This is a genomic window from Streptomyces roseus (assembly GCF_001044425.1).
In the GTDB taxonomy this organism is placed as follows: Bacteria; Actinomycetota; Actinomycetes; order Streptomycetales; family Streptomycetaceae; genus Streptomyces; species Streptomyces roseus.
This window is the reverse complement of record NZ_LFML01000094.1, coordinates 15,973-29,091: the sequence shown is the minus strand read 5'-3', so window position 1 is coordinate 29,091 and position 13,119 is coordinate 15,973. Positions and strand designations below refer to the sequence as shown.

The 13,119-nt window shown below is 70.0% G+C and carries 12 protein-coding genes and 1 pseudogene; all 13 read right to left on the bottom strand.

Annotated features, from left to right (window positions below; all coding sequences use genetic code 11):
* Window positions 1–417, bottom strand: a pseudogene (locus ACS04_RS36560) (hypothetical protein); the annotation flags it as partial.
* A gap of 205 nt (window positions 418–622) precedes the next feature.
* Entirely contained in the window at window positions 623–1,006 is a 384-nt protein-coding gene (locus tag ACS04_RS22840) for a DUF6113 family protein (RefSeq protein WP_048478587.1), read from the bottom strand.
* The gene (gene mshB, locus ACS04_RS22835; RefSeq protein ID WP_048478586.1) at window positions 1,003–1,929 is read right to left on the bottom strand and encodes an N-acetyl-1-D-myo-inositol-2-amino-2-deoxy-alpha-D-glucopyranoside deacetylase; all 927 of its coding nucleotides are present in this window, start codon (window positions 1,927–1,929) and stop codon (window positions 1,003–1,005) included. The genes ACS04_RS22840 and mshB overlap by 4 nt, the downstream gene beginning before the upstream one ends.
* Window positions 1,930–1,960: 31 nt before the next feature.
* Complete coding sequence (locus ACS04_RS22830; protein WP_030153401.1) at window positions 1,961–2,155, bottom strand: hypothetical protein; 195 nt, start codon at window positions 2,153–2,155, stop codon at window positions 1,961–1,963.
* Window positions 2,156–2,466: 311 nt separating this feature from the next.
* Entirely contained in the window at window positions 2,467–3,498 is a 1,032-nt protein-coding gene (locus ACS04_RS22825) for an ABC transporter ATP-binding protein (protein ID WP_048478585.1), read from the bottom strand.
* The gene (locus ACS04_RS22820) at window positions 3,491–4,465 is read right to left on the bottom strand and encodes an ABC transporter ATP-binding protein (protein WP_048478584.1); all 975 of its coding nucleotides are present in this window, start codon (window positions 4,463–4,465) and stop codon (window positions 3,491–3,493) included. The genes ACS04_RS22825 and ACS04_RS22820 overlap by 8 nt, the downstream gene beginning before the upstream one ends.
* A gap of 12 nt (window positions 4,466–4,477) precedes the next feature.
* Complete coding sequence (locus tag ACS04_RS22815) at window positions 4,478–5,479, bottom strand: ABC transporter permease (protein ID WP_048478583.1); 1,002 nt, start codon at window positions 5,477–5,479, stop codon at window positions 4,478–4,480.
* Entirely contained in the window at window positions 5,472–6,395 is a 924-nt protein-coding gene (locus tag ACS04_RS22810; RefSeq protein ID WP_048478582.1) for an ABC transporter permease, read from the bottom strand. The genes ACS04_RS22815 and ACS04_RS22810 overlap by 8 nt, the downstream gene beginning before the upstream one ends.
* A gap of 30 nt (window positions 6,396–6,425) precedes the next feature.
* The gene (locus tag ACS04_RS22805) at window positions 6,426–8,054 is read right to left on the bottom strand and encodes a peptide ABC transporter substrate-binding protein (RefSeq protein WP_048478581.1); all 1,629 of its coding nucleotides are present in this window, start codon (window positions 8,052–8,054) and stop codon (window positions 6,426–6,428) included.
* 107 nt (window positions 8,055–8,161) lie between these two features.
* Window positions 8,162–9,139: a GNAT family N-acetyltransferase gene (locus ACS04_RS22800; protein WP_048478580.1), complete on the bottom strand. Its 978-nt coding sequence runs from the start codon at window positions 9,137–9,139 to the stop codon at window positions 8,162–8,164.
* A gap of 67 nt (window positions 9,140–9,206) precedes the next feature.
* The gene (locus ACS04_RS22795; RefSeq protein ID WP_048478579.1) at window positions 9,207–10,826 is read right to left on the bottom strand and encodes a peptide ABC transporter substrate-binding protein; all 1,620 of its coding nucleotides are present in this window, start codon (window positions 10,824–10,826) and stop codon (window positions 9,207–9,209) included.
* Between the two features lie 94 nt (window positions 10,827–10,920).
* Window positions 10,921–12,066, bottom strand: a complete 1,146-nt coding sequence (locus tag ACS04_RS22790) for an ABC transporter ATP-binding protein (protein WP_048478578.1) — start codon at window positions 12,064–12,066, stop codon at window positions 10,921–10,923.
* Window positions 12,059–13,114 (bottom strand): ABC transporter ATP-binding protein, encoded by a 1,056-nt coding sequence (locus ACS04_RS22785; RefSeq protein ID WP_048478577.1) that lies wholly within the window; start codon window positions 13,112–13,114, stop codon window positions 12,059–12,061. The genes ACS04_RS22790 and ACS04_RS22785 overlap by 8 nt, the downstream gene beginning before the upstream one ends.
* Window positions 13,115–13,119 lie beyond the last annotated feature (5 nt).

Sequence of the window (13,119 nt, the reverse complement as noted above, 5' to 3'; positions counted from 1 at the left end):
CGCGGGCGCCGGGGCGGGCGACTTGCGCGGGGCGAACCAGTTGCTGGTCGCCTCCTCGGGCTCGGCGGCCGGCGCGGGCTCCGCCACGGGCTGCTCGACGGGGGGCGCGGCCTCCGGCTCCGCGTCGGCGGCTGCCGCCACCGGCTTGCGTACGACCACCGGCGGGATCGGCCGCGAACCCGGGATGTTGATCCGGATCCGGGGCGTCAGGGTGGTCTCGGTCTTCGGCCCGTCGGTGTCGGGCGTGGACGGCTTCGAGGTCACAGGGTTCTCCTCCGGGACAGTCGCCGCACCAGGCCCAGGCGGCACAGGCAAGGACGGGTTCCGGCCGGTTCCATACGGCGGTGTACCCGAGGGGTAGGCGGCTCCTCCGCGCCCTTGGGGCCCGGAGGACGAACTGTCGGTTTCACGACTCAAGGCAGGTTCTCCCGGTTGGCTCCGCCGCCCGCGTGCCGTGCGCGGGCAGCTCGGCGGCCCGACCACCATACTGGCCGGGACCCTCGCGCAACTGTCCTAGAGGAATCAGGGGTTCCTCTTCAGCCCCCTTGCGCCCCCTCCGAGCAGCCCGCGGGCGCCCGCCCAACCCCCGTGAACGCACACCCCGACCGAGTTCAACGGCACGTCACTTGCCGGACTGCGCGGCCGAAACCGGCCCCTGGAGTGGGCCTCGGAGCGTGGCGCACATCACAGCCAGCACCGCGCCGCCCAAAAGGTAGACGTACATACCGATTCCGGACGAACCGAGCAGGAAGTCCCCCTCGGGGCGCGGCACGCCGAGCACCACGTACGCGAGGAACCAGCCGAGCGCCCCCGCGCCCACCCCGAGGCCGCTCCCGACGGCGATCCTGCCGCCGAGGAACAGCCCGAGCAGCGCCAGCAGTCCCAGCAGCAGCCCGCCGGGGAACCACAGGTCCACGACGAGCCAGCCGGCCGCTCCGGTGAGCAGACCGACGGCCAACAGGCCGAGCAGGACGGCGATCCGCCCGGGGCTCAGGGAGGCGCTCACGCGTCCACCCCCGCGAACAGGTCCTGCTCGCGCGTCCCCGCCGGAGCGCCGGGACGGCCCGCGGCCAGTTCGTAGTACTCGCGGGCGAACAGCGGTTGCGCGAGGTCGTTGGAGAGGGCGAAGAAGGGCCCCTCCACGGCGATCTGCGTGGCGTGGGCGCGCATCGCGGCCGCCTTGGCCGCCGCGAACGCCCCGTCGCCCCCGGCCCCCTGGGGCCCGGTCCCCTCGTCGCCGATCTCGGCGGTGATCCGCTCGTCGGCGACGACACCGGGCACGTCGTCCGGCGAGGCGACCCCCGGGAAGGGGACCTCGGCGCCGGCCGCCTCCAGCCGGGCGAAGCCCTCCTCGACCACCGAGCGCGGCACCCGGTTCCAGTAGATCTTCCCGATCCGCCACGGATCGCCGAGGTCCGGGCGGTACGCGGCCTGTGCGGCCAGCTCGGCGCCGCGCATCGCGACGCGGTGGGCCTGGATGTGGTCGGGGTGCCCGTATCCGCCGTCCGGGTCGTAGGTGACGAGCACTTGCGGGCGGACCTCGCGGATGACCCCGACGAGGTGCGCCGCGGCCTCGTCCACGTCGGCGGACCAGAAGGCGCCGGGCCGGCGGTTCTGCTCGGCGCCCATCATCCCGGAGTCCCGGAAGCGGCCGGGGCCGCCGAGGAACCGGTGGTCGGTGACGCCGAGTTCCGCCATGGCGGCGGCGAGCTCGCCGACGCGGTGGGGGCCCAGGGCGTCGTCGCGGTCGGGCGCCAGGTGGGCGAGGCCGGGCGGGATGACCTCGCCCTCCTCGCCCAGGGTGCAGGTCACGAGCGTGACGAGGGCACCCTCGGCCGCGTACTTGGCCATGGTGACGCCGTTGTTGATCGACTCGTCGTCCGGGTGCGCGTGCACGAGGAGCAGCCGACGGGCGGGAAGACCGTTCATGGGCCAAGCCTACGATCAAGCGGCGCGCGTCCTACAGCTTGAGGCCGCTGATCATGCTGGCCACGTTCGTGGTCAGCTGGCTGAGCGTCGGGGCGATGGTCGAACTCGCCAGATAGAAACCGAGGAGCACACAGACAGCGGCGTGGCCCGCCTTCAGGCCCGACCGGCGGACCAGCAGGAAGACGACGATCGCCAGCAGCACCACGGCCGAGATCGAGAGTGCCACGGCGTTTCACCTCCACGTCGAGCGGACATCGGTACGCGTACTCGTACTCAGTGCTCGGCGGAGTACATACCCACCGTGCGCTACGGATCATAACTATCCGTACCAGCGCATCGATCGAATTCCGGCAGCACGAGGGGCGCACGCCGCGCGTGCACAGGGTCACGGGGGAGGCCGGCCGGGGAGGCCGTACGCCTCCCCGGCCGGCTGTCGGCACCCGCACGGCCGCACGCGACCCAGCTTGCCCGCCCCAGATCTCGGGACAGAAACGGTCAAGTTGCCCACACGTAAACCGGGTTGGCGGAAAGGTGACCCTAACGGAGCGAATCCGCGCGGGGTGGCTGGATTTCGCCTGCGAAGTGACAGGCCGACGGATGGGCCGCCGGGCCGGAGGAGAACGCCTGCGGAACGGCGAGCAACGGGACCTCGTCCGCGCAGCGCTGCTGCGCCTTCCAGCAGCGGGTGCGGAACGGGCAGCCGGAGGGCGGATCGGCCGGCGAGGGCACGTCGCCGGTCAGGATGATCCGCTCGCGGTGGGCGCGCGCCTGCGGGTCCGGGACGGGCACGGCCGACAGCAGGGCCTGGGTGTACGGGTGGGTGGGGTGGTCGTAGATCTGGGTGTCGGTGCCGATCTCCACCACCCGGCCCAGGTACATCACGCCGACCCGGTCGGAGATGTGCCGCACGATCGAGAGGTCGTGCGCGATGAACACGTACGACAGGTCGAACTCGCTCTGGAGCCGCGCCAGCAGGTTGATCACCTGGGCCTGGACGGAGACGTCGAGCGCGGAGACCGGCTCGTCGGCCACGATCACCTCCGGCCGCAGGGCGAGGCCGCGTGCGATGCCGATGCGCTGGCGCTGGCCGCCGGAGAACTGGTGCGGGTACCGGTTGATGTACTCCGGGTTGAGCCCGACCACGTCCAGGAGTTCCTGCACCCTGCGCCGGCGGTCGCCCTTGGGGGCGACCTCGGGGTGGATGTCGTAGGGCTCCCCGATGATGTCGCCGACCGTCATGCGCGGGTTCAGCGAGGTGTACGGGTCCTGGAAGACCATCTGGATGTTGCGCCGGACGGCCTTCAGCGCCCGCCCGGACAGCTTGGTGATGTCCTCGCCCTTGTACGAGATCGCCCCGGCCGTCGGGCGCTCCAGGTGGACCAGCATCTTGGCGACAGTGGACTTCCCGCAGCCGGACTCGCCGACGATGCCGAGCGTCTCGCCGCGGCCGAGGCCGAAGGAGACCCCGTCGACCGCCTTGACCGCGCCGACCTGCTTCTTGAACAGGACGCCCTGGGTGAGCGGGTAGTGCTTGACGAGGTCCTTGACCTCCAGGATCGTCTCAGCCACCGAGGCACTCCTTCCAGAAGAAGCACGCGCTGGCGCGGTCCGGTCCCACCTGCGCGAGCGGCGGGACCTCGGTGCGGCAGAGTGCCCGCGCCATCGGGCAGCGCGGGTTGAAGGCGCAGCCGGGCGGGATGGCCAGCAGGTTCGGAGGCAGTCCCTTGATGGCGTACAGCTCCTGGCCCTTCTGGTCGAGGCGCGGGATGGAGTCGAGCAGGCCGCGGGTGTACGGATGCGCGGGGGCGGCGTAGATCTCGTGGACGGGGGCCGCCTCGACGATCCGGCCCGCGTACATGACGGCGATCTTGTCGGCGACGTCGGCGACCACGCCGAGGTCGTGGGTGATGAGGATGAGCCCCATGTTGAGCTCGCGCCGGAGCTCGGCGAGCAGGTCCATCACCTGGGCCTGGACGGTGACGTCGAGGGCCGTCGTCGGCTCGTCGGCGATGATGAGGGAGGGCTCCAGGGCCAGCGCCATCGCGATCATGATGCGCTGGCGCATGCCGCCCGAGAACTGGTGCGGGTAGTCCCCCACCCGCTGCCGGGCCGCCGGGATCTTCACCCGGTCCATCAGCTCGACGGCCTTGGCCTTGGCGTCCTTGCGGGACATCCCGCGGTGCACCTCGTACATCTCGCCGAGCTGCGCGCCCACGCTGAGCACCGGGTTCAGGGAGGACAGGGCGTCCTGGAAGATCATCGCCATGTCGGCGCCCCGGACCTTGCGCCGCTCCTCCTCCTTCATCGTGAGCAGGTCCCTGCCCTTGAAGAGGATCTCGCCGCCCGCGATCCGGCCCGGCGGGACGTCGAGGATGCCCATCACGGCCTGGGCGGTCACCGATTTGCCCGAGCCGGACTCGCCGAGCACGGCGAGCGTCTCGCCCTCGTCCACCGAGTAGTTGACGCCGTTGACGGCCTTGGCGACTCCGTCCCGCGTACGGAACTCCACATGGAGGTCGCGGACTTCGAGCAGCATGGTGCCCACTCCTCAGCGCAGTTTGGGGTCGAGGGCGTCGCGCACCGCGTCGCCGAGCATGATGAAGGCGAGCACCGTCAGGCTCAGCGCGCCCGCCGGCCACAGCAGCATGTGCGGGGCGTTGCGGATCTGCGAGGCCGCGTTGGAGATGTCGATGCCCCAGGAGACGGTGGGCGGGCGCAGGCCGACGCCGAGGAAGGACAAGGTGGCCTCCAGGGCGATGTACGTGCCGAGCGCGATGGTGGCGACGACGATGACGGGCGCGACGGCGTTGGGCGCGACGTGCCGCAGCAGCATCCGGCCGTTGCCGGCGCCGAGCGCGCGGGCGGCCTGGACGTAGTCGTTCTGTTTGGCGGTGATGACGGAGCCGCGGCCGATGCGGGCGATCTGCGGCCAGCCGAGGAGGACGATGAAGCCGACGACCGGCCAGACGGTGGTGCTGGTGACCACGGAGAGGAAGACGAGGCCGCCGAGGACGACGGGGATGCCGAAGAAGATGTCGGCGACCCGGGAGAGCAGCGCGTCGCCCCAGCCGCCGAAGAACCCCGCGAGCCCGCCGAGCACCGAGCCGAGCAGGGCGGCGCCGAGGGTGGCGCACACGCCGACGGTGATGGAGGCGCGGGCTCCGTAGACGGTGCGGGTGTAGACGTCGCAGCCCTGGGTGTCGTAGCCGAAGGGGTGGCCGGGCGCGGAGCCCTGCTGGGACTTGGACAGGTCGCACTGGAGCGGGTCACCGCTCGCGATGAGCTGCGGCCAGATCGCGATGACCACCAGGAACAGGATCATCAGCGAGGAGATGATGAAGACGGGGTTGCGGCGCAGCTGGCGCCACGCGTCGGACCACAGGGAGCGGGCCTTCTCCCGGGGGCCGGACGGCTGGTCGCCCAGCGTCTTCTCCAGGCTCTCGGCCTCGTCCAGCGCCAGATCCATGGGGCCGCCCTGGCCGGTGGGTGCGATCGCTTCCCCCTGTCCGGGTTGGAGCGGGTCGTATGCGGGGTGCTCGGGCTCAGGCATAACGGATCCTCGGGTCCAGGACCGCGTAGAGCAGGTCGACGAGCAGGTTCGCCACCAGGAAGACGATGACGAGGATGGTCACGAAGCCGACCACCGTCGGGGAGTTGTTGCGCAGGATGCCCTGGTAGAGCTGGTATCCGACGCCGTGGATGTTGAAGATGCGCTCGGTGACGATGGCGCCGCCCATGAGGGCGCCGATGTCGGTGCCGATGAAGGTGACGACGGGGATGAGCGAGTTGCGCAGCAGGTGGCGGGTGACGACCCGGCGGCGCGGCAGCCCCTTGGCGACGGCGGTGCGCACGTAGTCCGCCTTCACGTTCTCGGCGATGGAGGTGCGCGAGAGCCGGGTGACGTACGCGAGGGAGACCAGCGCGAGCACGATGCCGGGCAGGATCAGCTGGTTGAAGGGCGCGTCCGGGGAGACGGTGGGCCTGACCCAGCCCCATTTGACGCCGAAGAGGTACTGGAGCAGATAGCCCGTCACGAACGTCGGGACGGAGATCACGACGAGGGTGAGCACCAGCACGGTGGTGTCGACGGACCTGCCGCGGCGCAGGCCGCTGACGACGCCGAGGGTGATGCCGATGACGATCTCGAAGAAGATCGCGACGACCGTCAGGCGCAGGGTGACGGGGAAGGCCGAGGCCATCAGCTCGGTGACGGGCTGCCCGTTGAAGGCCGTGCCGAAGTCGCCCTGGAAGATCTGGCCCATGTAGTGCAGGTACTGCTGCCACAGGGGCCGGTCGAGGTAGAGGTCCCTGCGGATGCGCGCGGCGGTGGCGGGGTCGGGCGCCTTGTCGCCGAAGAGGGCGGCGACGGGGTCGCCCAGGGCGTACACCATGAAGAAGATCAGGAACGTGCTGCCGATGAACACCGGGATCATCTGGAGCAGCCGCCGGATCACGTAACGTCCCATGGACTGCTCCAGGATCGATCCGACAGGGGGTCAGCTGACCTTGATCTCGTTGTAGACGGGGACGCTGAACTGGTTGAGCGCCACGTCGGAGAGCCGCTCGGCGTAGCCCGCGCTGCCGTTCTGGTACCAGAGCGGGATGGAGGGCATCTGCGTGACGAGGATCTTCTCGGCGTCCTGGAACTTCCCGATCGCCTTGGTGGCGTCGCTCTCCTGGTTGGCCTCGTCGATGAGCTTGTCGAACTCCGGGTTGCTGAACTTCCCGTAGTTGGAGGAGGCGCCGGTGTAGTAGAGCGGCTGGAGGAAGTTCTGGATGAGCGGGTAGTCGGCCTGCCAGCCGGAGCGGAAGGGGCCGGTCAGCTTGAAGGAGCTCTGCTGGTTGCGGAAGTCGGCGAAGGTGCCGATCGGGTTGACGGTGCAGACCGGCCCCTCGCCGATCGCGTTGTTGATGCTGTTGCAGACGGCGTCCATCCAGTCGCGGTGCGAGCCGGTGTCCACGTTGGAGGTCAGGGTGACCTTGCCGCCGGGGAGCCCGCCGGCGTCCTGGATGAGCTTCTTGGCCGCGGCCGGGTCGTACTTGCAGGCGTCGCCGCAGAGCGTGGCGCTGAAGCCGCCCTTCTCGCCGAGGGCCGGGGAGGTCCAGTCCTTGGCCGGGGTGCGGGTCTCGCGGAAGATCTGCTTGGTGATCTCGTCGCGGTTGATGGCCATGGAGATGCCGCGCCGGACGTTCTCCATGCCCTCCTTGCCCCACTGCGGGTCGTACAGCGGGAAGGTCAGGGTCTGGATGATGAGGGCCGGCTGGTTGATGTACCGGTCGCCGAGGTCGTTCTTGACGTTCTTCAGCTGCTGGGCCGGGACGTCGTCGACGAGGTCGAGGTTGCCGGAGATCAGGTCCGTGTAGGCGGTGTTGTTGTCGGTGTAGACCTTGAGGTCGACGCCGCTGTTCTGCGCCTTGTCCTCGCCCGGGTAGCCGTCCCAGGTGCGCAGCTTCATGCCGGTGCCCTTGGTGTACGAGTCCACCGTGTACGGGCCGTTGCCGATCGGCTTGTTCAGCCAGCCGGCGTGGTCGGTGAAGAAGGCCTTGGGCAGGGGGGAGAAGGCCTGGTAGCCGAGGGTCTCGGGCCAGGTGGAGAACTTGTTCTTCAGGGCGACGGTGAAGGTCTTGGCATCCTTGACGACCAGCCCGGACATCGTCTTGGCCTTGGGCTCGCCGGAGGCGGGGTGGACGTCCGCGTAGCCGGCGATGTCGGAGAAGAACGGCGAGTTGTTCTGCTTGTTGCGCACGTCCGCGCCGTAGTTCCAGGCGTCCACGAAGGACTGCGCGGTGACCGGCTCGTCGTTGCTGAACTTCCAGCCGTCCTTCAGCGTGATGGTGAAGTTCTGGCTGTCGGTCGTCTCGATCTTCTCGGCGAGCATGTTCTTGGCTTCGCCGGTCTTCGGGTCGTACCGCTTGAGGCCCCGGAAGATCATGTCGAGCACCTTGCCGCCCTGCACCTCGTTGGTGTTGGCCGGCTCCAGCGGATTCTGCGGGTCACCCCAGGAGGAGCTGACGACTCCCGCGCCCCCGCCGCCCCCGCCGCTGTCGCTACCGCCGCAGGCCGTCGCCGCGAGGACGACGGCCACCGCACATGCGGCCCACTTGGCGTGGGTGGCTCCGCGCATGGAGTGCCTCCTATGGCTCCCAAGACTCACTTAGGGCCCAATGTCACCCTATGTGGGGGCCGGAACACTCCTCGTTGGACCGATTGCACCCTCGCGTCCCGCGCCTGTCACCCGCGCGAGTGCAAACTCAGCTCCCAGGTGTCCACCGCGTAGTGCCGGCGCATGCCGTGGGCCTCGTAGAGCGCGAGTGCGCCGGTCTCGTTGCGGGTGTCCACGCCGAGGCCGACGGTGTCGCGGCCGCGGGCCGCGTACGCGGCGAAGGCGTGGCGCAGCAGGAAGCCGCCGATGCCCCGGCCGCGCAGGTCGGCGCGGACGCCGAGGTGGCTCAGCCAGGCCATGCCGGTGCGGTCGTCGCGGGTCAGCAGGACGGCCGCGTCGCCGGATCCCGGCAGGCTCGCGATCCAGACCAGCGACCAGTCGAGGCCGCGGGCGCCCTGGTGGTCGAGCCAGGCCTCGTACGGGCGGTCCACATGGCCGAAGTGGGCGGCGAAGGTCTCCTCGACGAGGGCGTGGGCCCGGCGGCGGTCGGCCTCGTCGGCGGCGCAGTCGCGCAGGAGGAGCCCCCGGGGCGGGGCGGGCGGCGGGTCGGCGGCCGGGGAGAGGGACCGGGTCATGACGTGGTGGCGGCGCACGGGGCGGTAGCCGCGGCCGGGCAGCACGTCGTGGTCGAGGACGGGCTTGGTGTTGAGCTGGATCCGCAGGACGGCGCCCGGCGCCCCGGCGGCGAGCTCGCGGGCGCGGGTCTCCGCCAGGTCCAGCAGCCGCACCGCGGCCCGCCGGTGGCCGGGCAGCACGTAATGGTCGGCGTCGACCCGGCCCGGCCCGGAATCGGCCCACACCTGGGCCCAGGCGACGAGCCGGCCGGCCTCGAAGGCCAGCCAGGAGTCCTTGGCCAGGTCGATGTCGGGGTGGTGGAGATCGGCCTCGACCGCGGCGAGGTCGGTTTCGGGCCTGCCGATCTCGAGGATGTCGACGGCGTTGAGCAGGGCGCAGATGTCGGACGCGTCCCCGGGCCCGGCGGGCCGTACGGTCGGCGGACGCCGGCTGCGGTGGTCGTACGGGCGGTCGTACGGGCGCGCGCTCACCCGTCCACTGTCGGCTTGCCGGACGCGCCCCCGCAACCGCTTTGCGGCGCCGCCCCCCGCCCGGGTGTCAGTTGAGTTCGACGTGTGCCAGGTCCATGCGGCCCTGCGCGTCGACGCCGACGTTCTTCACGGTCTTGGAGTAGGCCACGGCGGACATGTAGGTGAAGACCGGGATGTACGGCAGGTCCCTGATCACGATGTCGTCGGCCTGCTGGTAGAGCGTCAGGCTCTCGGCCGGGTCGGTCGCCCGGTCGGCCGCGGCGAGGACGGACTCGAACTCCTCGCTCGCGTAGCGGCCGAAGTTGGAGCCGTTGGCGATGGCCTCCTTCGAGAAGACCGGGCGCAGGTAGTTCTCCGCCGCCGGGTAGTCCATGGCCCAGCCCATGCGGAAGGCCCCCTTGAACTCCTGGGACTTCACGTCGTCGATCAGGGCCCCGGCGCTCTGGTACGGCTTCGCGCTGACGTCGAGGCCGAGGTTGGCCCTCAGCTGGGCGGCGACGGCCTCGATCCACTCCTTGTGGCCGCCGTCGTCGTTGTAGGCGAGCTCCAGCTTGTTGCCGGGTATGCCGCCGGCCTGCTCGAACAGGGCCTTCGCCTTGGTCGGGTTGTACGTGCCGGCCTCGCCCAGGGCGCCCCGGCGGTATCCGGGCACGATCGGGCTGATGAAGTCGTCGGCGGGCTTGCGGGTGCCCCGGAAGATCTTCTTGCAGATGGCCTCCCGGTCGATGGCCATCGAGATCGCCTTGCGGATCCCGGCCTTGCCGAAGGCCGCGGGGTTGGCCTCCAGCGGGAGGCCGATGTAGCCGACGGAGGCCTCCGGCTTGTAGATGTAGCGGTCGCCGAACTCCTCGGAGACCTTGTCGAGCGCGGAGACCGGCAGCTTGTCGGTGATCTGCACGGCGTTCTTGTGCAGGTCGCGGTAGGCGGCGTCCAGGTCGTCGTAGATCTTGAAGGTCACGGAGTCCAGCTTGGCGCGGCCCTCGGCCGGGTACTTGTCGTACTTCTTGACCTTGATCTGCTCGTGGTGCTCCCAGGCGCCGTCCATGCGGAACGGGCCGTTTCCGATCGGTGCCTGGCCGAACCCCTTCGGGTCCGCTTCGAACGCCTTGGGCAGCGGGTAGAAGGCGTCGTACCCCAGCATGGTCCGGAACTGGGAGAACGGTGCCTTCAGGGTGACGGTGAAGGTCCTGTCGTCGATGACCTTCAGACCCCGCAGCTCCTTGGCGGTGGGCGTGCGGCCCTTGCCCGGGGCCAGCTCCTGCGAGCCCTCGATCTTCGAGAAGAAGCCCATCGCCTCGGCGGTGTTCTCCTGGTTGGCGCCCCAGTTCCAGGCGCGGACGAAGGACTGCGCGTCGACCTTCTCGCCGTTGTGGAAGGTGAACCCGTCCTTGATCCTGATCGTCCAGGTCTTCGAGTCGGTGGTGTCGACGGACTCGGCGATCGCGAGCTTCGGCTCGCTGGTCTTCGTGTCGTACGTGACCAGGCCGGTGAACAGGGCGTGGAGGACCTCGGCGCCCTCGGTCTCGGCGGTCTCCTGCCCCACGAGCCCGTGGCGCGGCTCGCCGAGCACCACGGTGATGTGCCCGCCGGCCTTGGCGGTCTGCGCATCCTCACCGGCTCCGCACGCGGTGGCGGCCACCGCCACGACGAGGGCACCGGCGATGCACTGGGCGCTCGTTCGGCGCATGGGTACTGCCTCCTCGGACTCACCGACTACGGGGGCGGAAAACCGGACGGGGCCCAGCCGGGATCGGCTGGGCCCCGTCCGGTCTGCCGGCGGATCAGATGGCCAGGACGGCCTTCTCCTCGGCGAAGTGGCACGCCGACTCGTGCGCGGCCGGGGTGTTGACGCCCTGGAAGCGCGTCGGGATCGCCAGCACCGGCTCCTCCGTGGAGCAGCGCTCCTCGGCCTTCCAGCAGCGGGTGCGGAAACGGCAGCCCGAGGGCGGGTTGGCCGGGGAGGGGACGTCACCGGTGAGGATGATCCGCTCGCGGCCCTCGCGCGCCTCCGGGTCCGGGACCGGGACGGCCGACAGCAGCGCCTGGGTGTACGGGTGGGTCGGGTGTTCGTAGATCTGCTCGTCGCTGCCGATCTCGGCCATCCGGCCCAGGTACATGACGCCCACGCGGTCCGAGATGTGCCGGACGATCGAGAGGTCGTGCGCGATGAAGATGTAGGACAGGTTGAACTCGTCCTGCAGCTTCGCCATCAGGTTGATGACCTGCGCCTGCACCGACACGTCGAGCGCGGAGACCGGCTCGTCGCAGATGATGATCTCCGGCTGGAGCGCGAGGCCGCGGGCGATGCCGATGCGCTGGCGCTGGCCGCCGGAGAACTGGTGCGGGTACCGGTTGATGTACTCCGGGTTCAGGCCGACCACGTCCAGGAGCTCCTGGACCTTGCGGCGCCGGTCGCCCTTGGGAGCCACCTCGGGGTGGATCTCGAACGGCTCCCCGATGATGTCGCCGACCGTCATGCGCGGGTTCAGCGAGGTGTACGGGTCCTGGAACACCATCTGGATGTTGCGGCGGACGGCCTTGAGCGCCCTGCCGGACAGCTTGGTGATGTCCTGGCCCTTGTAGAAGACCTCGCCGGACGTCGCCGTCTCCAGCAGCATCAGCAGCTTGGCGACGGTCGACTTGCCGCAGCCGGACTCGCCGACGATGCCCAGGGTCTCGCCCTGGTGCAGGTCGAAGGAGACCCCGTCCACGGCGCGGACGGCGCCGATCTGCTTCTTGAACAGGATGCCCTGGGTCAGCGGGAAGTGCTTGACCAGGTTGCGCACCTGCAGGATCGGCTCGCCGCGGTCGACGGGCGCCTCGATGGCGGCCACGGCCGCCGTCTCGGTCGCCGCCTCGACGACGTCGACCTCGCTGATACCGGGTGTGGCGTCCACGGCGTCATCCTTCTTGTCGAACTCAGCCATGGAGCTGCTCCTCGCGGAAGTGGCAGGCGCTGCCGCGGCCGGCCAGCTCGGTTCCGTCCCGCTCGGTCACCGGCAGCAGGGCCGGGACCTCGGTGCGGCAGATGTCCTGCGCCTTGGGGCAGCGCGGGTTGAAGGCGCAGCCGGAGGGGGCCTTCAACAGGTTGGGCGGCAGACCCTTGATCGCGTACAGCTCCTGGCCCTTCTGGTCCAGGCGCGGGATCGAGTCCAGCAGTCCCCTCGTGTACGGGTGCGCGGGGCGCTTGTACAGCTCGTGGACCGGGGCCTGCTCGACGATGCGGCCCGCGTACATCACGGCGATCTTGTCCGCGACGTCGGCGACGACGCCGAGGTCGTGGGTGATCAGGATCAGACCCATGTTGTACTCGCGCTGCAGGTCCGCCAGCAGGTCCATGACCTGGGCCTGGACCGTCACGTCGAGCGCCGTGGTGGGCTCGTCCGCGATGATCAGGTCGGGCTCCAGGGCGAGCGCCATCGCGATCATGATGCGCTGGCGCATACCGCCGGAGAACTGGTGCGGGTAGTCGTTGACCCGGCTCCTGGCCGCGGGGATCTTGACCCGCTCCATGAGGTCGATGGCCTTGGCCTTGGCGTCCTTCTTCGACATGCCCTGGTGGACGCGGAACATCTCGCCCAGCTGGTTGCCGACGGAGTAGACCGGGTTCAGCGCGGAGAGCGCGTCCTGGAAGATCATCGCCATCTTGGGACCGCGCAGCTTGCGCCGCTCGCTCTCCGGAAGCTTGAGGATGTCCTCGCCGCGGAAGAGGATCTCTCCCTTGGAGACCCGCCCGGGGGGCGAGTCCAGAATGCCCATGATCGCCTGCGCGGTCACGGACTTGCCCGAGCCGGACTCGCCGAGCACGGCCAGCGTCTCGCCTGAAGAGACGCTGTAGTTGACGCCGTTGACGGCCTTGACCACGCCTTCGCGGGTCGCGAACTCAACGTGCAGGTCGCGCACTTCGAGAACGGGCGCCTCGGCGTCCCCGCCCCTCTGGCGGGGCACTTCTGCGGTGATGCTTGAAGTAGTCATGTGGT